General features: G+C 56.9%; 20 protein-coding genes. 13 read left to right on the forward strand and 7 right to left on the reverse strand.

The features are described 5' to 3' along the window. Positions 1 to 84: 84 nt before the first annotated feature. Both VH413_02815 and VH413_02820 read left to right on the forward strand, forming a co-directional pair. On the forward strand, positions 85 to 546 hold the full coding sequence (locus VH413_02815) for an Hsp20/alpha crystallin family protein (protein ID HEX3797609.1): 462 nt from the start codon (positions 85 to 87) through the stop codon (positions 544 to 546). An 84-nt stretch (positions 547 to 630) separates the two neighbouring features. Next, positions 631 to 1,026 carry an Hsp20/alpha crystallin family protein gene (locus VH413_02820; protein ID HEX3797610.1) on the forward strand — a complete coding sequence of 132 codons (396 nt, stop codon included), beginning with the start codon at positions 631 to 633 and terminating at the stop codon, positions 1,024 to 1,026. A 119-nt stretch (positions 1,027 to 1,145) separates the two neighbouring features. On the opposite strand, the gene VH413_02825 is transcribed toward VH413_02820, so the two are convergent. Continuing rightward, positions 1,146 to 1,541, reverse strand: a complete 396-nt coding sequence (locus VH413_02825) for a response regulator (GenBank protein ID HEX3797611.1) — start codon at positions 1,539 to 1,541, stop codon at positions 1,146 to 1,148. Between the two features lie 231 nt (positions 1,542 to 1,772). On the opposite strand from VH413_02825, the gene VH413_02830 reads away from it, so the two are divergent. The 5 genes from VH413_02830 (at position 1,773) to VH413_02850 (ending at position 6,960) form a co-directional block, all read left to right on the forward strand. Then, positions 1,773 to 3,125: a DUF4912 domain-containing protein gene (locus tag VH413_02830; protein HEX3797612.1), complete on the forward strand. Its 1,353-nt coding sequence runs from the start codon at positions 1,773 to 1,775 to the stop codon at positions 3,123 to 3,125. A gap of 179 nt (positions 3,126 to 3,304) precedes the next feature. Further along, on the forward strand, positions 3,305 to 3,736 hold the full coding sequence (locus tag VH413_02835; protein ID HEX3797613.1) for a hypothetical protein: 432 nt from the start codon (positions 3,305 to 3,307) through the stop codon (positions 3,734 to 3,736). A 295-nt stretch (positions 3,737 to 4,031) separates the two neighbouring features. Next, positions 4,032 to 5,483 (forward strand): sigma-54 dependent transcriptional regulator, encoded by a 1,452-nt coding sequence (locus VH413_02840; protein ID HEX3797614.1) that lies wholly within the window; start codon positions 4,032 to 4,034, stop codon positions 5,481 to 5,483. 50 nt (positions 5,484 to 5,533) lie between these two features. Then, positions 5,534 to 6,397 carry a glycosyltransferase gene (locus VH413_02845; protein ID HEX3797615.1) on the forward strand — a complete coding sequence of 288 codons (864 nt, stop codon included), beginning with the start codon at positions 5,534 to 5,536 and terminating at the stop codon, positions 6,395 to 6,397. A 152-nt stretch (positions 6,398 to 6,549) separates the two neighbouring features. Next, positions 6,550 to 6,960 carry a response regulator gene (locus VH413_02850; GenBank protein ID HEX3797616.1) on the forward strand — a complete coding sequence of 137 codons (411 nt, stop codon included), beginning with the start codon at positions 6,550 to 6,552 and terminating at the stop codon, positions 6,958 to 6,960. Between the two features lie 44 nt (positions 6,961 to 7,004). Here the strand turns inward: VH413_02850 and VH413_02855 are convergent, their stop codons facing one another. Genes VH413_02855 through VH413_02870 form a run of 4 tightly spaced genes read right to left on the reverse strand, consistent with a single transcriptional unit; the run spans position 7,005 to position 12,720 of the window. After that, positions 7,005 to 8,141: an HD domain-containing phosphohydrolase gene (locus tag VH413_02855; protein HEX3797617.1), complete on the reverse strand. Its 1,137-nt coding sequence runs from the start codon at positions 8,139 to 8,141 to the stop codon at positions 7,005 to 7,007. Positions 8,142 to 8,155: 14 nt separating this feature from the next. Beyond that, positions 8,156 to 9,367 carry a response regulator gene (locus VH413_02860; GenBank protein ID HEX3797618.1) on the reverse strand — a complete coding sequence of 404 codons (1,212 nt, stop codon included), beginning with the start codon at positions 9,365 to 9,367 and terminating at the stop codon, positions 8,156 to 8,158. After that, positions 9,364 to 11,781 (reverse strand): ATP-binding protein, encoded by a 2,418-nt coding sequence (locus VH413_02865; GenBank protein HEX3797619.1) that lies wholly within the window; start codon positions 11,779 to 11,781, stop codon positions 9,364 to 9,366. The genes VH413_02860 and VH413_02865 overlap by 4 nt, the downstream gene beginning before the upstream one ends. Positions 11,782 to 11,802: 21 nt before the next feature. Further along, positions 11,803 to 12,720 (reverse strand): HDOD domain-containing protein, encoded by a 918-nt coding sequence (locus VH413_02870; GenBank protein ID HEX3797620.1) that lies wholly within the window; start codon positions 12,718 to 12,720, stop codon positions 11,803 to 11,805. A gap of 247 nt (positions 12,721 to 12,967) precedes the next feature. Here VH413_02870 and VH413_02875 point away from each other — a divergent pair, with 247 nt between their 5' ends. From VH413_02875 to VH413_02900, 6 genes are all read left to right on the forward strand, one after another. After that, positions 12,968 to 13,405, forward strand: a complete 438-nt coding sequence (locus VH413_02875; protein ID HEX3797621.1) for a hypothetical protein — start codon at positions 12,968 to 12,970, stop codon at positions 13,403 to 13,405. 68 nt (positions 13,406 to 13,473) lie between these two features. Further along, positions 13,474 to 14,838: a tetratricopeptide repeat protein gene (locus VH413_02880; GenBank protein ID HEX3797622.1), complete on the forward strand. Its 1,365-nt coding sequence runs from the start codon at positions 13,474 to 13,476 to the stop codon at positions 14,836 to 14,838. Between the two features lie 6 nt (positions 14,839 to 14,844). Further along, positions 14,845 to 15,264 (forward strand): hypothetical protein, encoded by a 420-nt coding sequence (locus VH413_02885; GenBank protein ID HEX3797623.1) that lies wholly within the window; start codon positions 14,845 to 14,847, stop codon positions 15,262 to 15,264. A gap of 9 nt (positions 15,265 to 15,273) precedes the next feature. Further along, positions 15,274 to 16,746 carry a sigma-54 dependent transcriptional regulator gene (locus VH413_02890; GenBank protein ID HEX3797624.1) on the forward strand — a complete coding sequence of 491 codons (1,473 nt, stop codon included), beginning with the start codon at positions 15,274 to 15,276 and terminating at the stop codon, positions 16,744 to 16,746. Positions 16,747 to 16,919: 173 nt separating this feature from the next. Continuing rightward, positions 16,920 to 18,836, forward strand: a complete 1,917-nt coding sequence (locus VH413_02895) for a hypothetical protein (GenBank protein HEX3797625.1) — start codon at positions 16,920 to 16,922, stop codon at positions 18,834 to 18,836. After that, positions 18,833 to 19,564 (forward strand): hypothetical protein, encoded by a 732-nt coding sequence (locus tag VH413_02900; GenBank protein HEX3797626.1) that lies wholly within the window; start codon positions 18,833 to 18,835, stop codon positions 19,562 to 19,564. Before VH413_02895 ends, VH413_02900 begins: the two co-directional genes overlap by 4 nt. Here the strand turns inward: VH413_02900 and VH413_02905 are convergent, their stop codons facing one another. Both VH413_02905 and VH413_02910 read right to left on the reverse strand, forming a co-directional pair. Continuing rightward, on the reverse strand, positions 19,565 to 20,503 hold the full coding sequence (locus VH413_02905; protein HEX3797627.1) for a ThuA domain-containing protein: 939 nt from the start codon (positions 20,501 to 20,503) through the stop codon (positions 19,565 to 19,567). It lies immediately after the preceding gene. Positions 20,504 to 20,633: 130 nt separating this feature from the next. Further along, complete coding sequence (locus VH413_02910; GenBank protein HEX3797628.1) at positions 20,634 to 20,882, reverse strand: toxin-antitoxin system HicB family antitoxin; 249 nt, start codon at positions 20,880 to 20,882, stop codon at positions 20,634 to 20,636. Positions 20,883 to 21,050: the final 168 nt, after the last annotated feature.

The following is a 21,050-nucleotide window of genomic DNA, read 5'->3' on the forward strand; positions in this document are numbered from 1 at the left end:
TTATCTGAAATCCTTGGCATGACCAAAGCTCTCTGTCCTTCAGCAAGTAAAAACAATTAACCAACACAAAGGACAAAGAAAATTATGATCGAACTTACTCATTGGCGCCGCCCGGATACTTCAGTTTGGCCCACTATCGGACGGTTGTTTGGGCTCCGCGATGAACTCGACCGTTTATTTGAAGGCGCGTCGCGAGGAAACGGCGCCCCGGTGCGCTTCTGGAATCCCGCGCTCGACGTTTACGAGGACAAGGATAATCTGTTCGTCAAAGCCGAACTCGCCGGTTTCAAGAAGGAAGACATCGAAGTCTCCCTCGAAAACGGCGTATTGACTCTGTCCGGCGAACGCAAGGACGATGAAAAATTCACCGAAGCGCAGACTCGCCGCTCCGAACGATTCACCGGTCATTTCGAACGCTCCATCACCCTGCCTTCCGAAGTGAAGGCCGATCAGGTGACCGCGCATTACGCCGACGGCATTCTCACAATTACCCTGCCGAAAGCCGAAGCTGCCAAACCCAAACAGATCGAGGTCAAGGTTAGCTAAGTGTTTTTGTCCCGGCGGCCGCGCGTCGCCGGGATGAACCGTTTAACCAAAACCATTCGTCCAAAATTTAACCAAAAAATATTCATGAGTACCATTACACAAAACGAAACGAAGAATCCTCAAGTCACTGCGGCCGAGCAATCACACCTGCCGCAGCATTACGTGTCTCCTCACGTGAACATTTTCGAGAACAACGAAGGTTATGTCCTCGAAGCCGAACTTCCGGGCGTCGCGAAAACCGGCCTTGAGATCGGCGTGGAAAATAATCTCCTGACCATCATCGGCCAGCGCGAGAAAAACACGCTCACTGCGGAGCCGATTTATCGGGAGTTATCCACGGCGAGTTACCGGCGCGTGTTTGAATTGGACCCGGCGATTGACACGGAGAAAATTGACGCCCGCCTTGAGCAAGGCGTCCTGACCGTTCGCCTGCCGAAGTCCGACCGCGCCAAACCGCGCAAGGTTCAGGTCGGCGAGTAATTTTGTTCACCAACCAAGGAGGTGACAAGTGGGGACAATTCCCCGGGTCGCAACGCGGCTCGGGGAATTTTTATTGCTGCGAAAATTCTCTGGCGCTGAAAGGCCATGAGCGGACGAAATCATTTCGCCGCCAGTAACTCTTCAACGTCGCGAATAAACTGGTCCGGCTTGTAGGGCTTGGCGAGAAAGCGGTCCGGCCTTTGTTCCGCGCCTTGGAAAATATCCTCGCCGACCGTACCACTCACCAGCAGGATTTTTTGCGCGGGCTCGAGATCGCGGAAGCGCTGGATGAGCTGCATGCCATTCATCGTGTGCATGGCGTAATCGGTAATCAGCAGGTCCGGGCGCGGTTTCGCGGCGGTGAATTGCGCCAGCGCAGTTTCGGGATCGCGGAAAGTTTTGATCTGATAACCGTGCGGTTCCAGGATGACCGAAGCAAGTTCCAGCAGCATCGGCTCGTCGTCCACCACGTAAATTAAAACCTCGGAATTGTTCGCTGGGGTGCTTTTAGTCATCGCTTTGGCCGTGCCCGTAGTAAATCCACTGGACGCAGTTAGTAATAGCTTATTTGCACAAATTGGCAAGCGGTGTCTTTGCATCTCCGCAGTCCAATTTATTCCCTGATAAACCTGAGTTTTCCTCCGCTTTTTTCCGCCATCCATTTTTTACATTGCGCTCAGGCCAGCAGCATTATATTATTAATGCAGTGCAGGCAACCTCGTGCCGAAGAACCCCCAAGGCATCCTATGAAACCGGAAAAACCGTCGCTCAAAAAGACTGTCAAAAACGTAACCAGTAAGATTCGGAAAAGCGCTGCCTCAGTCGCGGCGCGCCTGACCAAGACCCCGGCCACACCTGTCAAAGCCGTCGCCGCTTCCGCCCCCAAGCAACCGAGTAAAACCACCACGCCTAAAACCAAAGCCAAAGCCGCCGCCAAGCCCGCCGCGCCTGAGACGCCCGAGGTTCCCGCGATTTTGCTGGAAGGCGATCATCCGTCCTCGCCGCCCGCCGCCGGTCCCGGCCAGCGTTATTCATTGGGCGCAGTACCGCCGCCGGAGCACGTCGCCGGCAAAGACGCGGGTGAATTGCCGGAAGCTTACGGCACGGAACAGTTACTCCTCACCGCCCGCGATCCGCATTGGCTTTACGCCCGCTGGGACCTTACCCGCGCGCAACAACGCAAGTACAATTCGCTTTCCTCCGATCATCATCTCGTCCTGCGCATCTATCTCAGTGAAATCAAGGGCGAACCCGCTTCCGAAGTCCACGTGCATCCCGAGTCCACGCACTGGTTTCTTTATGTCAATCAGGCAGGCGCGAAATATCTCGCGCAACTCGGCTATTACATGAAAGGCAAATGGACCACCGTCTCCACTTCCAGCGCCACGCTGACTCCGCCCGATTCGCTCTCGGACGATACCTCCGTTCAATTCGCTTCGATTCCGATGGATGTTCCGTTCACACAGTTGATGCAACTCGCGCGCACCGCTGTGGAACAAAATATTCCGCTCGTCGAAGTCGTGCAGCAGCTTCGCGCCGATGGCTACAATTTCCCGCCTGCGCGGCCCGGTGAAAAATGGACACCCGCGCGCCAGCAAGCGCTTGCCGCCATCATCACCATGGACAGCGTGCGCCGCGTCTGGATGGGTTCGCTCGAAATCACTGAACTTACGCGCCGCCAACTCGCGCAGGACATGTCCTCATTGGGCGTCGGCCAATTCTCCGCGCCGAGTTCGCCGCTGGGTGGCCTTTCGAGCATCACCAGTTTGTCGAGCGCGTTCGGTGGAGTGTATGAACGGCGCAAAAGTTTTTGGTTCAACGTCAACGCCGAACTCATCATTTACGGCGCGACTGAACCCGATGCCGAAGTCACCATCGGCGGACGCGTCATCAAGCTTCGCCCCGACGGGACGTTTAGTTACCGCTTCTCGCTGCCCGATGGCCAATACGAACTCCCCGCCGTCGCCATCTCCGCCGACAAGACGGATGGCCGCGCCGCCGAACTCCGTTTCGAGCGCGCCACCGAATACCGCGGCGACGTCGGCCAACACCCGCAAGACTCGCGTCTTAAGCCGCCGTTGGTTGAGAATGTAGCGTAAGGAAATCAGTTTCCGCACCGCGCACGCGCACCCATCACACGGTAAAGTGGCATTGCAGTTCCGCCTCGTGAAACTATTGCTCACTCTCTTCATTAGCTTCCTGGTTGCGCTAATTTCGTTTAGCGCAAATTCAAATGAGGTGACCTCGGCTTCGCCTAAAGTTCAAAGGTTAGCCCTCAATGGGCAAACCAGAACTAATGGAACGTACGGGACAAAATCGGGAGGATTGGATTTACAACGTCACTGCCTTCCCCGCAACCGGAGGATGGAAAGGCGCCTACGTTACCGGCCTTTCGTTATTTCTTACGAATCAAACGCTCGCTGACTGGAGTTTTAATTATAGTTATCTTGAAAAAAACAATGACCGGACTAATCTCACACCTGAAAAAGGAGATACAAATTCTGCGATCTTAAAGTTTTTTGTGATCAGCAATGTTCGCATCGAAAACGGAAAATTTATTAATACACCCTCATTTCCAAAATTGGGATTTATAGGTCCAAAGGCGGATCTCACGGTAAGCAAGCTTGAATCTGCGGACATTGGAGAAGAAAAACCATCTGCGGTTACTGGTTCAAATAGATGGATTTACAATCTTTCTCGCCAAAAATGATGCCAACCGATTTGAAAAACTGACGGATCAAAATGTCTTTAGCAAACTTTTGATCATGATTGACGACGAGATCGTATCCGCCCCGGTCATTCATATGCCTATTAAAAACGGAATCCTGGCTATCCGTTCTGATGATTCTGAACGTGCGCAAGAAATAAAAAGAAAATTGTCCGAAATGGTTCGATGACTGCTTTTGGCGTTACCGTTATTTTCATCGCGTAACTTCTGCTCCATCGCCCACCAGACACCATTTCATTCGACTTTCGCGCTCGTTTCCGCCAAGCTGAAGTCTTACATGGCAACTTTGTTATTAATAGACGACGAAGCGGATGTGCAATATTCCTTCCGCCGGATCTTCGATTCGCCGGAGATTGAATTGACCACCGCCGCCAGTGGCGAGGAAGGTCTCAAGCTCATCCCGCGCCTCAAGCCCGACCTCGTCATCATGGATGTCCGCATGGGCGGCATCAGCGGCCTCGAGACCCTTCGCCGCATCCGCCAGATTGATTCCAAGCTGCTCGTCATCCTTATGACCGCTTACGGAACCACGCAAACCGCCATCGAAGCCATGAAGCTCGGCGCGTATGATTATCTGCTGAAGCCGTTCGACGTTCCCAAGCTCAAGGAAATCATCGCCGGCGCGCTCAAGACCGCGCTCGACATGAAACAGGTCGTCTCGTATCAGCCGCTGCTCGAATCGGAGGATTACGAGATAGGCATCGTCGGCCGCAGCGAACCGATGCAGAAAGTTTTCAAGCTTATCGGCCAGCTGGCCGGATCGGATGCCACCGCGCTCATCACCGGCGAAAGCGGCACTGGCAAGGAACTCGTCGCCCGCGCGATTTATCATCACAGCGAACGCAGCGAAAAACCGTTTCTCGCCATCAACTGCGCCGCGATTCCCGAACAACTGCTCGAGAGCGAATTGTTCGGCCACGAACGCGGCGCGTTCACGGGCGCGACGACCCAGCGCATCGGACGTTTCGAGCAATGCCATCAGGGCACAATCTTTCTCGACGAAATCGGCGACATGACGCCCGCGACGCAAACGAAAATTTTGCGCGTCCTGCAATCCGGTACGTTCGAGCGCGTCGGCGGCAACACCGCGATTGAGGTGGACGTGCGCGTTATCGCCGCGACCAACAAGCCACTGGAACAAGCCGTCGCCGCGCGGCAATTTCGTGAAGATTTATTTTATCGCCTCAATGTCGTGCGGGTGCAACTCCCGCCGTTGCGCGAACGCCCTGAGGACATCCGCCTGCTGGTGAATTATTTTCTCAAGAAGCTTTCCCAAAATCACCAGCATCCGCCCAAATCCATTTCCGCCGGCGTGATCAAGGCGCTCGAAAAATATCATTGGCCGGGCAACGTGCGTGAATTGGAAAATATCATCCAGCGCGCCGTCGTCGTGGCGAAGGGCGATGTCATTCTCCCCGGCGATTTGCCGCCCGAGATCATCAACCCCGGCGCGCATGCGAGTTCGACCGCGCAACTCGCCGCTGTCCCGCTGGCCGCCGGCGAAACCGGCAACGAAATGTCTTCCATCGCCCGCATGATGTTCCGCTGGGCGCGGCAGGATCCCAAGCTCAAGGTGCTGCCGTCCGTCGAGCGCGAGCTGATCATCCAGGCGTTGCACGAGACCAAGGGCAACCAGGTTCACGCGGCGAAGTTGCTCGGCATCACGCGCGCGACACTTCGCAAGCGCGTCGAGAAGTTCAACATCAAACGGGAGTTGAACATCCAATGAGCCGCGCCGTGCCGGTTGCAATCCGCCGGTTCTGTGGTAATTGAAAAAGCGTGACCCAGCCAGCGCCCAGTCTGCTGTTATTGGTCCCGGCCTATAACGAGGAATCCCGGATCGGCCCGGTGCTCGTCGCTTTTGCCGAATACTTCCAGAAAAATTACGACGGAAAATTCCAACTCGTCGTCGTCCTCAACGGCTGCCGCGACAACACGCTCGGCGTCGTCCAGGGCGTTGCCAAAAAATATCCCACGATCAGCGCGCTGGATTTTGCCGAACCGCTTCACAAAGGCGGTGCGCTCATCGAGGGCCTCAAACTCGCCCCGCGCGCGGACCTCGTTGGCTACGTGGATGCCGATGGCGCGACCGGTCCCGAAGCGTTTCATAAAATCGTCAAGCTCTGCGACCGCGCCGATTGCGTGATCGGTTCGCGCTGGCTTCCCGGCGCCGTGCTGCATCAGCACCAGACCAAATTGCGCCGTTTCGTGAGCCGCTGCTTTCATGCAATCGTGCAGTTCCTTCTGCGCTTGAATATTCAAGACACGCAATGCCCGGCGAAAGTGATGAGCCGCCATGCGATTGAAAAGGTTCACAGCACCCTGCTCACCGCCGATCTTGCTTTCGACGTCAACCTGCTCTTTTCCCTCAAACGCGCGGGTTTCACGATCCTCGAAGTTCCTATCGAATGGACAGACGTCGCCGGTTCCAAAGTCACCCAGACCTTGATTCGCTCGTCACTGACGATGTTCCTCTCCGTCGTTCGCCTGCGGCTAATCTATTCGCCATTCTACAGTCCGTTGCGAAAAGTGTTCGGACCGTTTGAAGCGTGGATTTACAAAAAGCTTCGCGCGCCTGTTCCGCTTCCCGGGCCCGACCCTAAGAGACTTAAAAAGGAAGAGGAAGAAAACGCGAAGAAATGAATTTCTGATGTCGCGCAGGTTCGCATCCAAAAATCTATTCATCGGTAAGCCTCGATCCCTTCACAAAACCGTTGCACAATTTTTGCTTTTCGCCCAACGTCCATTCTGTCACCTTGATAGCGAGCTTTCAGCGAAATCGGCATTATATCGTTATGAATGATTCCGCAACCCAGGCAGTAACCGGTTCCAAGAAGTCCATTCTTGTCGTAGATGACTCCGCCAGCGTGGCGGAACTCATCAGCGAAATGCTGTTGAGTTTTGGCTACCATCCGGAAATCTGCCTCACCGTCAAGGAAGCGCTCGCAAAATTCGAGGCCAACAAATACGACCTGGTCATCACCGATTACACCATGCCGGGAATGAACGGCGTGGACTTCGCGAAATTGCTCAAAGAAAGCGCGCCCAGTCAAATCGTGTTGCTCATCACCGGCTCGAATTTCTCCATGACTGAGGCGGCTTCGCGTTCGATGCCCGTGAATGCAACCTTGCAAAAGCCTTTCTCTGTCCAGGAGTTCCAGGAAGCCGTCGCCAACCTCATCGGCGACGCCAAGGCCCACGCGTAATTTTAGTCACGGCTCGCGGGTACGCTCGTCCTCCCTGGAGTGATTTATGCCGCGGCTTCGACGTAGATGGGTTCCTTGATTCCCGAGAGCGAGGAAAAATTTCTTAGGCGATGGATCAAGGCAGGCGTGATGCGGTTGCCGGCAGCGACGATCATAGTGCCGTTGCGGGTCTCGATGTCGGAGACGAGCAAGTGGCCGACGCGCAGCGCAGGGAATGCCACGGGAACCGGTGGTTTGGCCGCGTTTTCAGTCACGGGCGTGGCGAGTTTGAAGCAGCCGCAGATCGCTTCGAGAATGTCGGGATCATACCAGCCCTGGCGGTTGCGTAACTGTTCGAGCGCGAGTCCGCGAGACACTCCCCCGGCCTCGACTTGCGTGAGGTCGAACAGTGCCTTGAGCAAACGCGCGCCGAGCGGGATGTCGTGGCCGGCGATGCCATCGTTGGGAAACCCGGCGCCGTTGAAGCGTTTGTTCTGGTATAAAATAATCCTGGAGACTTCCTCAAGCCGCGGAATTTGGGCGAGAAGATTCGCGCCGACCGCCGGGATGCGCGCGAACATCTCATGCTCCTGCGCGACGAGCGTGTGGCCGATGCGGGCCTTGAGCACAACCTCGGGCGGGATGGTGACCTGGCCGATGTGGGCGAGCGTGGCGGCGACTTCCAACTGCCAGACGCGGCCGATTTTCATGTAGGCGGCCAGCGCGCGAATGTCGTTGCGCAAAGTTTCCGTATGGCCGAGCGATTTCGTTTCGGTGAGCGCGAGGATTTCGGAAAGCACTTTGATGCTGCCGCTCAAGGTGTTTTCAAGCAACTCGCGCTCGGCGGTGATGAGTTGATGCTGGCGCAACGCGGCTTCGAGCGCGTCGGCCAATTTTTCACTCGTGCAGGGTTTGTTGAGAAAGCGGAAGATGCAGCCTTCATTGATGGCCTCGATGGCTGTGCCCTGATCGGCGTTGCCAGTGAGCATGAGACGGACGACTTCGGGCGCGAGCGCCTTGACCTTTGTCAGAAATTCCACGCCGTTCATCTCAGGCATGCGCATGTCGGCGACGACGACCGCGTAATCCTGGTCGTTCTGGAGAATGGCAAGTCCTTCGTTCGGCCCGGGCGCAGTCTCGACGGAAAATTGTTTGCGCAACTGCCGCTGAAACGCGGCGAGCACGTTGGGTTCATCATCCACAAAGAGAATTTTTTTCACGCAGCGCTCCTTCCGAAAAGCCCTTCGCCGGGGATGTGACGCCACACCTGCGCGCGTTCCCACATGCCGATCTGGCCAAGATAATTATAATCCATTTGCGGCAGCAACGTGGCACCCAAGCCTTCGGCGCGCTCGTGCGCAAGGACATTGCTCGCGTGAACCATGCTTAGCGGACCAAACTGGCGGCCGCGGCATTGGCGCGGGGAATGATGAAAAACGGCGGCTTCGACCAGCGAAATCGGCAGTCCCCACAAGCCCAACAGATAACCGCCGACCTCGGCGTGGCTCGCGCCGAAAACTTCTTTTTCAACCTCGACCAGCGGAGTTTGTTCGTCACGCGAGCGCTTCATCGCGGCGGCGTATTCCTGCGGAAGATTCGCGATGAACACGAGCCGGCCGACGTCATGCAACAAACCTGCGGTAAAAGATTCCTCAACGATATTGCTTTCCTGGCGTTCCCATTGCGCGATGCGCCGGGCGGTCGCGGCAGTGGCGAGGCTGTGCTGCCAAAGATTTTGCAGCGAAAGTTCGCCGTCCGTTTTATTTTCAAATTCGGAAAAAACATGGATGCCCAGCACGAGCGATTTGATCGTCTCAAGGCCGAGTTGGGAAACGGCTTCAGTGGGGTCGGTCAACTGGCGGCGCAAACCGAAGAAGGCGGAATTCACCAACTGCAACATCTTCGCGGTCATGCCGGGATCCTGCGCGATGGTGACACCGACGTTTTCCAGCGTGGCCTGCGGTGAACCGAGTTCCTTCAAAATTTCAAAATAGAGCGACGGCATGCTGGGGAGCGTGCCCATGCGCGAGACGATGGCCTTCAACTTCTCATTATTGATCCACTCATCCATGTCGAGCGCGCGGCCAACGACATCCTTCAAAGTTTCAGCGTTACACGGCTTCGTCAAAAATTGATGCGTGCCGCTCAGGCAATCCATGATCATCTCGAGATCGGAGAAGCCGGAAAGAATGACGCGCACGGTCTTGGGATGGAGCCGCGCGATTTCGTTCAACAACTGCGCGCCGTTCATCTCGGGCATGCGCATGTCGGAGACGACGACATCCGCGGGACGCTCCGCCATCAGTTGCAGCGCGACCGTGCCGCTCGTGGCGAAACGCATCGCCCACGTGTCGCGCATCGAGTGAAGCGAGCGCTGCAAGGCTTCCAGGATGAACGGCTCATCATCAACGAATAGAATCTGTTTCATCTTGTGGTCTCCGATTTTTTGCGGGCGGGTGGTTGGAGCGGCAGGCGGATGATGAACACCGTGCCAACATTCATTTCCGTTTCAAAAAGCAGTTGCCCCTGATGCTGGTCCACGATCACCGCATGCGCGATGGCGAGGCCCTGGCCGGTGCCGCGGCCGACGGGCTTGGTCGTGAAAAAAGGATCGAAGATTTTCCCGCGAATTTTCTCAGGGATGCCCGTGCCGGTATCGCGAATGCGGATCTCCACCGATTCGCCGCATAGATGCGTGCTCGCGGTGATGACGCCCAGGCCTTTCGTGCCGTTGCCCACGACATCGGCGATCGCGTGCGCGGCATTGACGACGAGATTGAGGATGACCTGGTTGAGTTCGCCGGGCAGGCAGGGGATCTGCGGCAGCGCCGGGTCGAAATCGGTGACGATCTTGGCGACGTATTTCCATTCATTGCCGGCGACGGTGAGCGTGGTCTGCACCGCCTTGTTGATATCAATCGGCGTTTTCTCGCCCGTGCCGGGATGCGAAAAATCCTTCATCGCGCGCACGATGCGAGCTACGCGGTCCACGCCTTCAAGTGATTGCTGAATGGCGCCGGGAATTTCCTTCATCAGAAATTCGACGTTGCTCCGTTGCGCCGCGCTCTCTACTTCGGCGATTAATTCGGGCGTGATGCTGTTTTCCTTCGCGGCGTGGAAAAGATTTTCGTATTGCGCTTGCAGCTTTTGGAGATCGCCAAAGGAATCCTGAAGAAAGCGGATGTTGTCGCCGATGTATTGCGTCGGCGTATTGATCTCGTGGGCGATGCCCGCCGCGAGCTGGCCGATGGATTCCATTTTTTGCGCGTGGCGCAACTGGATTTCCATGCCACGCCGCTCAGTCTCAGCGAGCTTGCGTTCCGTGATGTCGTTGCCGAAGCCGATGAGTTCCGCGAGCGCGCCAGAGTCATCGAGTTTGTTGAGGGAATTCCAACTCACGGTGCGTTTCTGGCCGGTCTTGGTGGTCAGCACCATTTCATAATCGCGCACGGGGCCTTTTTCCAAATCGCGAAAAAATTGTTCCACCTGCTGCTGCCCTTCGCCGGGATAACAAAGTTGCCACCAGTTTTTGCCGATCAATTCGGCGGGCGAATAACCGGTGTGCTGCATGATTGAGGGATTGACGAACGTCGTCGTGCCGTCGGGCGCGATACCCACGACCAGCGCGGGCGTCTCGCGGATGATTTGATCAATGTAATCGCGTTCGCGCTTGAGGTCGTCCTCGGCCTGGCGGCGTTCCACGAATTGGCCGATGGTGCTGCCGATGACGGCGAAAGTCTGGAGTGTATCGCGATCGCGTTCGCGGATGTCGCGCGTGAGAAATTCCATCACGCCGATCATTTTCTTGCCGGCGTAAATTGGAAAACCGATGGCCCCGTGCAAGCCACTGATGGTAGCAGAAGCGCTTCGGCGAAAATCTTCGTGGGAAATGTCCCGAGTCCATACGACCTGTCCGCTGCTCCAAACGCGGCCGGGAATTCCGACACCCGGCTCAAGCGTGAGTTCACGGCTGAGATCAATGAACGCATCGAGCGCAATATCGGAGACGTGCCAATGATTGGCGAGGCGCAGGACATTGGCCTGCGCATCCACCTGCCAGAGCGCGCCCCATTCCCAATCAAGGCTGCGGCAAACGATTTGAAAAATAATTTCGACGGCATCGCTGAGCGTGGCGGCGGGAGCGAGCGCCTGGCTGACGGAATATTGCGTGACGAGGCGGCGTTCGGCTTGTTTGTTTTCGACGATCTTGCGTTGGAGCGAAAGATTGGCTTCCTGGAGTTTGGCCGTGCGTTCGCTGACGAGTTTTTGGAGGCGTTGAAGATGGCTTTGGGCCTGGTGCGAGAGGTCCCATTTTTCCGCGAGCGAATAGGCGACCTGCCGGACTTCCGTCATGTCGAACGGCTTCTTCATGATCAGCAGCCGGTCGCTGTGGCCGAATTTGCGGATCAGATCATGCCAAGAAAAATCCGTATAACCGGTGCAGATGACAATTTGCAGGTCGTAACATTCCTTCCAGATGTGGCCGATGGTTTCGATGCCATCCCAGCCGGGCGGCATGCGCATGTCAATAAAAGCCATCGTGTAGGGACGCTCCTCGGCGAGCGCCTTGCGGACGAGTTCGAGCCCTTGCTGGCCTTGAAAAGCAAAATCAATTTCAAACTGCGGAAAGTCCGCCGCGGGAGGTTCCTCGGTCATGACCGCAGGTGACGATGCCGATTCCGCTTCAGTGCCGGGAAACGGTTTGAAGGTGCGGGGCGCGGGAGTCGTGCTGTCCGCCACCGGAGGCGGGTCCGGCATCTGCGAAAGCATCAACGAAAAAACCCGGTGCATCCCCTCATCGTCATCCACGACCAGAATCCGGTAAGGCTGGGCGAGTTTCATAACGAGGTGGGCGAAGCGGGGTTAGATCATGCCTTCGAGGATCGTGGGAATCCGTTCCAGGCTGCGTTTGAGAGCGGCGCGGGTGATGGCGCGTTCCTCGTCTTTTTGATGTCCGAAAAGGATTTTCCAGCCGCTGGCAGCCAGCCAATTTTCCTCAGTGACTTCGTTGCGATTACCGCTGTTGCCGATTTTGGCATGGCGGACAAGGAGGTCGGCCACTTGCACCGCGGCGACGACTGAGGCGTGTTCCTGGGCCTTCTCGGGATGATGATGATATTGGACGATCTCGATGAATACTTCGGGCAGCGTTTGTTTCTTGAGATAGAGCGCGCCGAGTTCCGCGTGGTCAATGCCGAGAATTTCCCGCTCGAGTTCGAGCAAATCCTGTTCGGTGTCTTTGCGGTTGATGTAGATCTCCGCGAAATGATCGGGGAAGGCGGATGCCATCGCAATCTTACCCACGTCGTGAATCAAACCGGCGACGTAATCAATTTCGCCCTTTTGCGATTGGACGATGTCAATGACTTCGCGGGTCATGAGCGCGGTGCCGATGCAATGCTGCCAGAAAGCGCGCCAGGCGAAACGCTGGTCGCCGCCGAGCTTTTGAAAATCCTCGATGATCGGCGTGACCATCGCGAGCTGGCGGATTTGGCGGACGCCGAGATAAAAAACCGCTTCCTCAATGTTCTTGATCGGGCGCGAAATGCCGTAGTAAACCGAGTTGACGAGCCGCAGCAGGCGCGAGGTGAGGCTGGGATCGCGCCGGATGATCTCGGCGATCTGCGAGGTGTAGCGCTGGTCGGCGCTCAACAAATCCTTGAGGGCGTTCTCGATGCTGCCGAGCGAAGGCAGGCAGGGGCAACCCTTTAAGCGGTTTTCAATTTGTGACCGGTCCAGTTTTTGTAACTTGGCCGGCGGTGCTGTTAAAACAGAAATCATCTCATCATTTGCATCGTCAAAATCCTGCGGGAGTTAAGCGCGGAAATGCACTTTTTTTGAAATTCACGCCGCGGTTAAGTCCGTGGTGGAAAGTGCCGATAGTTTTGCAGGGTGAACGCGGCCAGAAACCGCACCCGATGAATTCATAAATTCAAACCGGCCCGCGCCGGAAAAGTTCATTTTGCAAAACATACGCCTTAAATCGGAAAAGCGCAGCTGGTCCTCAAGCCGGTGGGCGATTTTATTTTTGCTGGCCGCAGCCTTGAACCTCACGGCGGTGGCGGCGGAAGGGCCGGGTTATTTGCGAACGGTGGGTCCGGTGGGACTGCGATTTTTTCCCATGCCAGTGCCGATGACCAATCAAATTGTTTTGCCGCCACCACCGCCGCCCATCGAGCCGGTGGTCGTTCCCAAAGCGGATACGAACGCAGTGGTTGTGCCGCCGCCGGTCGAACATGAAGCGATCACCAACGAGGCGTCGAGCCTGCCGCCCGCGCTGCCGGAACCGCAACGCTCGGACGATGTGGTCTCGCCGCAGGTGTTCCTCAAATATTTTAACAAGAGCACGAATGGCGTGAGCGGAACCAATGGCAGTTCGGCGACGGTCGCCGCGCCGCTGGATTTCACGCCGCCGAAGGCCGCTGAACCCGCGCCGAGCAAGGCCGCTTACTCGACCGGCCCATGAAGATTTTGAATTCGCATATTTTTTGGCCGATGAAACATTTGTCCCGGATATTTTGTGCGCGCGTATTTTTGTTAGCCGCAGCGATGCTCGTGGCGGCCCCGATTTCGTTGCTAGCGGAAGGCGCGGCGGCGAATGCCACCAACGCGGTTTCGGCGGCTGATTCGACCAAGACGAATTCCACCGCCGCTTTCCTGGCCACGGCTCCGACAAATGACCTCACGGCCGAACCTGCTCCAGCCTTGGGCGCGTTTCCAACTCCGGGGACGATAGTGGCCGTTGCGTCGAACGTGGTGGACCATATAAAGGATTTTCAGACGATGCTCGACCTCGCGCGCGATCAACGCCGCGCGAAGGATTTCACTTCGGCGGAATTGACGCTGGTGACCATTTTGGAAACCAACGCGCCGCCGGAATTGCGCCGGCTCGCCTTGTTTGAAATGGCGCTCGTCGCGCAGGACGAAAATCAACTCGTCAAGGCGCAGCAGGTTTTCGCGCAATACGTCCACACGTATCCCGACGATCCGAGCGTGCCGGAAGTGATGCTGCGACAGGCCTCGCTGTATCGTCAGATGGGCGTGAACACACTCGCGATCTCGAAGTATTACGCGGTCATGTCCAGCGCGCTCAATCTGAAGCTCGACAACATGGATTACTACAAGAAGCTGGTGTTGCAGGCGCAAATCGAAATTGCGGATACGTATTATCTCGAAGGAAAATATGACGAGGCCTCGGACTTTTTCAATCGCATCCTAAAGGCCAATGCGCCCGACCTAAACAAGATACCGATCCAATTTAAATTGATCCGCTGCCTTTCCTACATGACCAACAACACCGAGACGGTTGCGCGTTCGCAGGTGTTTTTGGATCTGCACACGAACTCCACGGACATTCCCGAGGTGCGTTTTATTTTGGCGTCGGCATTGAAAAAGCTGGGGCGCAATCACGAGGCGATGAAGCAGGTGCTGTTGCTGTTGCAATCACAGCAGGAAAATGTGAAGAAGAATCCCGAGACGTGGATTTACTGGCAGCAGCGGGCGGGCAACGAAATTGCGAACCAGCTTTATAAGGAAGGCGATTATTTTAGCGCGCTGCAAATTTATTTGAGCCTGGCGGATTTGAACCAGTCGCCTGCGTGGCAGTTGCCGGTATGGTATCAGGCGGGATTGGTCTATGAGCAGCTTCAGCAATGGCAGAAGGCCACGGAGACTTACACGAAGATTTTGTCGCGCCAAAAGGAATTGACGCCGGAGGTTTCCACGCCCACGCTGGCTTCACTGATGGAAATGTCGAAGTGGCGCAAAGATTATATTGATTGGATGCAGAAGGCGCGCATGTCCAGCCAGGCGTATCAACCGGCGGTTCCCGCGATGCCCGCGGACACCGGCGCTCCGACCGCAACTCCGCCCGCGCCTTCAGCCGCAACCAACCCGTGACGTGAAATGAGCTTGCCGCAGGAAATCGTCGCCGACTTGCAGGCGCGACTCGACCTCTGCCAGGAGTTGCTAGGCGTGATCGAGCGCGAAGCCCAGGCCTTGCGCCGGGCCGATCAGCCGTCGCTGTTCGAGTTTTATCAAATCAGAAAAAACTTGCTTCCCCGCCTCAATCAGTCGCTAGATACATTGCGAAGGCACCGTGCGAACTGGCAACAGTACAGCCAGGACGAACGCGCCCGGCATCCCGAGATAGGCATGTTACTGCGGCAGAACCAGGACCTGACCATGAAGCTCATCGTGCTCGACCGCGAGAACGAGCAAAGCCTCCTGCGTCGCGGAATGGTTCCGGCCCGCGAGTTGCCCTCGGTGAACCGCCAGCGGCCGCATTTCGTCGCTGACTTGTATCGCCGCCAGGGCACGAGCTAGCGCTGATCCATGCCCATTGAAAAAATTATCGTGCTTGAGGACGAACTGATCGTCCGCAAGAACCTCGAACAACTGCTTCGCCAACGCCGCTATGACGTGGCGTCCACCGGCACCATCGCCGGCGCCCACGAATTGATGGCCAAGGATACCTTCGACCTGATCTTCGTGGATGTCCGCCTGCCCGACGGCGAGGGCACAGATCTTTTGCGCGAATTGCAATCGCGTCCGGAGAAGCCGCTGGTGGTGATGGTCACAGGTTTTGGCTCGGTCGAGTCCGCCGTGGAGTGCATGCGCAACGGGGCGTTCGACTACATGCTCAAGCCGTTTTCGAACGACCAGCTCGAGGTCACACTCAAGAAGGCGGATAATTTCAATCAACTTCTCAAGGTCAACGAGTATTTCAACCGCGCCGAAGAGGAAGAGTCTGGTTACGAACTCCTTGGCCAAAGCCCGGTCATGGAAAATTTGCGGCAACTCATCCGCAAGGTTGCACGCACTCAAGCGACGGTGTTGATTGCTGGCGAAAGCGGCACCGGCAAAGAATTGGTCGCAAGAGCACTTTATCGTCAAAGTCCGCGTGCAAATGCCCCTTTTATCAAGTTAAACTGCGCTGCAGTGCCTGAAAACCTTATTGAGAGCGAGTTCTTCGGCCACGAAAAAGGCGCTTTTACAGGTGCGCTGACCAAGCGCGAAGGCCGCTTTGAATTGGCCCATAATGGAACCATTCTCCTCGACGAAATCAGCGAGATTTCTCCGCAAGTTCAGGCCAAGCTGCTGCGCGTCCTTCAGGAACGCGAGTTGGAACGCGTCGGCGGGAATCGTACCATTAAAGTGGATGTCCGCGTCATCGCGACGACTAACCGCAAGCTGGAGGAAAGCGTTGAGCGAAAAGAATTTCGGCAGGATCTTTTCTTCCGCCTGAATGTCGTGCCGATTCAGGTGCCGCCCTTGCGCGACCGCCGTGAAGATGTGCCATTTCTTGCGCAACAATTCATGCAGCGCTTCGCCCGCAAACACGGCGTGCGGGTGCGTGGCTTGACCGATGATTGCCAAGCCGCGCTCAAGGCCCACAACTGGCCCGGCAATGTGCGCGAACTCCAGAATGTCATCGAGCGCGCGGTCATCCTCTGCGGCGACGGCGGCCTGCTTGAAACCGAACACCTCGGCCTGACGGCGGTGGCGGCTTCCGCCGCTGGCAATACTGCTCCGGTTTCTGCGAAACCGAGCAGCGCTGGCGCCACAACCAATACTCCTTCCGCCTCTGTTCCAGTGAGCAGCAGTGCAGCCACTTCCCCGGCAGGCGACTTGGTTAGTCTTGCCGAACTCGAGAAACGCCACATTTTCGCCGCGCTGGAAAAGACGAATCAAAACCGCACACACGCCGCGAAACTACTCGGCATCAGCATCCGCACCTTGCGCAACAAACTCACCGAATACGGCGTCAACGCCAAAGAAGAATCCGGCGGCGAGACTGAGGAATAGTTCGCTACGGTCAGAGCGTACTCGCGAGACGCTCACCTTTCCATTTCAAGTTTAAATCTTCATTCCGCTATACGCCCCCATGCGGCTGGACTCTCGCGGGCGAAAAGGTAATGCTATATTGAAACAACAATATAAAACGCGCACGGGACGCGAGTATCAAAATTTAAATTCATTTGGCGAAAAAATTTCATCGCGTTTTTGGCGGGGCAATCATTCTGTTGCTGTCGTGCGCCATTGCTTCCGCGCAGCCAGCGAATACGAATCGGCCCGTGCGCCGCATCATCGTCAGCGGCGACGGAGTGCAACCCGTCTCGCACACGATTCCGCCATCGTCCATTTCGCCGGATGCCTTCGATAACATGGTGGCTTCGGCGGCGTCGTTCGACATGGATTCGCCTGTGGAAGCGCAGGCGGAATTCGATCCTCCCGTTGCTGTCGCTGGTGGGCACGTGGTCTATCGCCTCACCGTGTCTGCGCTCGACGAGTCATTGACGGTGCCGGACGATTTGCCCGCGCCCGCTGGAATCGCCCTCCACGCGGGTGGACGCGGACAGATTTATCAACCCACGGGCGGGATGAAATTGCGTCCCGAGACGACCGTGATCTATCGCGGCATCGTGACAAACACCGGCACTTTCACCGTGCCCGAATTCGAAGTAACCGCCTACGGCAAACCTGTCAAAGTTCCCGCGACCACCCTGACCGTCACTGCCGTTGGCAATCTGGGCGACGCGGAACCGCCGCATCTGCTTTTGGATTTGCCGGCGGATGATTGTTACGTCGGCCAGCTTTTGAGAGTCGGCGTGATGCTTCCGTTGCAGGCGAATGGCGGCGCGCTCGGTTTTTCGCAACCGCACGTCACTGGCGATTTTATTTTCTCTGAACAATTTTCCACCGGCATGCGGCAGGAAACGCGACAGCGCGATGGAAAAATTTTTCAGGCTTACGTGGAGGACGTGCTCATCACGCCCTTGCGCGCGGGCGATGAGGAGTTGGTCGGCCAGGCGCGCAGTTATGTGATACGCCCGAATCCGGTGCACACGAATATTCAGCAAACGATGAATGTGCTGGTGGATTCCGACCCGGTGACGTTCAACGTGAAACCATTGCCCAAAGAAGGCGTGCTGCCGGGCTTCACTGGCGCGGTGGGAAATTTCCAGGTCGAAAAACCGCGCCTGTCCGCCGCTGAAATTCGCGCCGGTGAACCGGTGACGCTCGATGTCATCATTCGCGGCGATGGCAACCTTGGCCGGCTCACCGCGCTCACGCTGCCGGAGTCGCGCGAATGGCAAACTTTTCCGCCCACGTCCGACGGCGTTCCCGCATCGCTCGCGCAAATGCGCGGCTACGCGAGTTTCAAATATACGCTCATTCCGCTTACCGCCGCCGTCAGCGCCACGCCGCCCATCCCGTTCAGTTATTTCGATCCGCGAAAAAAAACCTACGTTGACCTCACGATTCCTTCCGTGCCGATCAAGGTGGATCCGGGTGCGGCGGCTTCGAGTGCGCCGCTGGAAGCCGTGCAACCGCCCGCGCCTGATCCTGAATTTGACGATTCCAACAATCACGAGAAAGAGCCGGTGCTCAGCGATCTCGCCGCGTCGCCCGGCGCGCGGGCGGGTTCATTGCTGCCGCTGCAACAGCACGCGTGGTTTATCGCGTTGCAATTCATTCCCGCGGGTGCGCTGCTCGGCTTGTGGCTGTGGGATCGCCGCCGCCGATTTTTGGCGCAACATCCTGAAGTGATTCTCAAACGCAAGGCGCGCCGCGGTTTGGCCCGGGAACTTCGCCGCGCCCGCCGCGCCGCCAGCGCGCATGATGCCGCCGGTTTTGTCACCGCCGGCACGGATGCTTTGCGCGAAGCCTGCGCGCCACACATCGCTGCGAATCCCGGCGCGCTGGTTTGCGCGGATGTTTTACAGGAAATGCCCGCCGTGCCGCGCGGTGTCCAGAGCACGGAAATGATCCGGCGTTTTTTCGCGGCGGCGGATGCATTGCGTTTCGGCGGACCGGCGAAAGAAAGTTCCGAACTGCTCGCGTTGCAACCTGACCTTGAACAACTGCTCGAAGAATTGCGAGGCCGCCTGTGAAACGATTTTTGGTTTTAGCGTTCGCCATTTATTTCGCCGGCCAATGTCTCGCGGGCGCAGCCGACGACTTTTTCTCTCAAGGGTCGCGGGAATATGCCGCGGGACATTTCGATTTGGCGGCGGCGAATTTTAACCAGGCCGTTGAAACGTCACCCTCCATCGGTGCGTGGCAAAATCTTGGCAACGCGGAATGGCAATGCGGCGAAACCGGGCTCGCAATCCTCGCGTGGGAACGCACGCAATGGCTCGACCCGCTCGATGCCCGTTCGCGCGACAATCTTCGTTTCGCCCGCAAGATGCGCCTGCTCGAAGCGCCCGAACTTTCGTGGCCGGAAATTTGTTCGTCCTGGCTGCCGGTGGCCGCATGGCCGTGGGTGGCGATGTTCAGCTTTTGGGCCGCCGTCGGAATGGTGCTGCTGCCGGGAATTTTTCGCTGGCGCAAGGCGGGATGGCATCAGGCCATTGCCGCGGCGGGCTTCGCGATTTTTCTGCTCGCCATTCCGGCGATGATTGGTGTCCACACGCGGACGAAAATCGGCGTGGTGTTGGTCCGCGACACTCCCCTGCGGCTGACGCCAACAAGCGACGCGCAAAGCATCGCGCGATTGGCGGCGGGAGAAACCGCGCGGCTGGAACGCGAGCGCGGGCACTATCTTTTTATTCGCACCGCGAATGCGTCCGGCTGGATTGACCAGACGCAATTCGCGTTGATCGCGCGGGAGCGCTGATCAGCCCCGCTTCGGCGCGGGAGGCAACTGCATGCAATTCGGCGCGACTTGCGCAATGTTCGGCGTGACGTTCGCGTTGACATTGCGCACGGCCCAGGAGATGCCGCCGAAAAGCATTTCGTGATACAGCGGGTTCGTCCACACGTCTTCGCGATGGCCCATAGAGGTATAGAATACGCGGCCTTTGCCGTGCATGCGCGCCCAAGTCTCGGGATACGGCGGGCGTTGATACGGGTCGCCCTCCATGCCGGCGGTGTCCTGCAAGAGGATCACGTGCAGGTTGTCCGCGAAATCCTTCAACGAATACCATTCCTCATTCCATGAGAAAGTGGCTCCGACGTCTTTGAAGCCAGGGAAATTGGGATCAATCACACGAATGGTCGAGTGCTGCTGCTTGCCGTGAATGATGAATTCCGCGCCCAGCATACGGATGTAGGGATCGGCTTCCGCGCCGTAATTTTTGTAGCGGCTGGCGCCTTTGACCTTCCACGCATCGGGACCTTCACCGGTGTGAAAGGTGTCGGACGCCGAGTGCGTGCCGATAAAACCTTTGCCGCCGGCGATGGCATCGAGGAACGCCTGTTTGCCGGCGACGGTCATCGGCGGATTTTTGTCCGTGCCCGCTTCAGTGAGCGAACCGGTGGTGTAAAAGAAATACGCGTCGAACTGCGCGAGATAATCCGGCGTGAACAGACTGCCGTCCTTGGAGAACGTGAACTCGACGCCATGTTGCGGGGCTAGGTCGGTCAGGATTTTTTGCGCGAAGCTTGGCTGGCCGTTCACGGACTTGATGACGGAATGCTCAAAGCCAGAAGACTTGCTGAAGAAAAGTATTTTCTTCGTGCGAGACGTGTCGGCGGAGGAGGTGGTGCAACCCGCAAGGCCCAAGCCCATAGCGGCGGCCCCGGTGCGGAGAATCATTTGGCGGCGGTTCATCATAACATTTAGAGACAGGTTGTTAGGTTTAATAACTATAACTCACGTGCTTGAAGACAAACTGAGGCACCACCGCCGCGCCGTCAACCACGAAAGCGCCCCATCAGGATTGATTATGCAGGAACAGAACCGATTAATGTTCGGACTTTTTGCGCCCTTGCCGCATCGCTGACGCGTGATCCAATTTTTGTAGCAACGCCAAGCCTCGTTTGGCATCGCCTCGCGAAGCCCGCAGCAGGAAACGGGTTTCCGTATCGAATTGCGCCAAAGCCATGCTGGCCCATTCGTCAACCAGCTTATTCAAGCTCACTCCATTGCGCTCGGCAAGGCGGCGCAGACGTTCGTGTTTTGCGTCAGGAAGACGGATGGTTATAGTCGCCATAAATGTAGTTGGTGTCTCAATAGATTTTAAATCAGAAATTTCTCCCGCGACTCTCCGCAAACCTGCCAACCTATAATACTTCCGCGCCTGCGCAAATGCCTTTTTCACCTACAAAGCGTCCATTTGCATTTGCCGAACGATGGATTATAGAAATGTGCCTCCCGCCCG

This window comes from Verrucomicrobiia bacterium (assembly GCA_036268055.1).
Lineage (GTDB): Bacteria > Verrucomicrobiota > Verrucomicrobiia > Limisphaerales > Pedosphaeraceae > DATAUW01.

What these genes read in the sequence shown, in the direction of transcription:
- VH413_02815 (HEX3797609.1), top strand. Translation starts at nt 85, where the DNA reads ATGATCGAACTTACTCATTGGCGCCGCCCGGATACTTCAGTTTGGCCC.
- VH413_02820 (HEX3797610.1), top strand. Translation starts at nt 631, where the DNA reads ATGAGTACCATTACACAAAACGAAACGAAGAATCCTCAAGTCACTGCG.
- VH413_02825 (HEX3797611.1), bottom strand. Translation starts at nt 1,541, where the DNA reads ATGACTAAAAGCACCCCAGCGAACAATTCCGAGGTTTTAATTTACGTG.
- VH413_02830 (HEX3797612.1), top strand. Translation starts at nt 1,773, where the DNA reads ATGAAACCGGAAAAACCGTCGCTCAAAAAGACTGTCAAAAACGTAACC.
- VH413_02835 (HEX3797613.1), top strand. Translation starts at nt 3,305, where the DNA reads ATGGGCAAACCAGAACTAATGGAACGTACGGGACAAAATCGGGAGGAT.
- VH413_02840 (HEX3797614.1), top strand. Translation starts at nt 4,032, where the DNA reads ATGGCAACTTTGTTATTAATAGACGACGAAGCGGATGTGCAATATTCC.
- VH413_02850 (HEX3797616.1), top strand. Translation starts at nt 6,550, where the DNA reads ATGAATGATTCCGCAACCCAGGCAGTAACCGGTTCCAAGAAGTCCATT.
- VH413_02860 (HEX3797618.1), bottom strand. Translation starts at nt 9,367, where the DNA reads ATGAAACAGATTCTATTCGTTGATGATGAGCCGTTCATCCTGGAAGCC.
- VH413_02865 (HEX3797619.1), bottom strand. Translation starts at nt 11,781, where the DNA reads ATGAAACTCGCCCAGCCTTACCGGATTCTGGTCGTGGATGACGATGAG.
- VH413_02870 (HEX3797620.1), bottom strand. Translation starts at nt 12,720, where the DNA reads ATGATTTCTGTTTTAACAGCACCGCCGGCCAAGTTACAAAAACTGGAC.
- VH413_02885 (HEX3797623.1), top strand. Translation starts at nt 14,845, where the DNA reads ATGAGCTTGCCGCAGGAAATCGTCGCCGACTTGCAGGCGCGACTCGAC.
- VH413_02890 (HEX3797624.1), top strand. Translation starts at nt 15,274, where the DNA reads ATGCCCATTGAAAAAATTATCGTGCTTGAGGACGAACTGATCGTCCGC.
- VH413_02905 (HEX3797627.1), bottom strand. Translation starts at nt 20,503, where the DNA reads ATGATGAACCGCCGCCAAATGATTCTCCGCACCGGGGCCGCCGCTATG.
- VH413_02910 (HEX3797628.1), bottom strand. Translation starts at nt 20,882, where the DNA reads ATGGCGACTATAACCATCCGTCTTCCTGACGCAAAACACGAACGTCTG.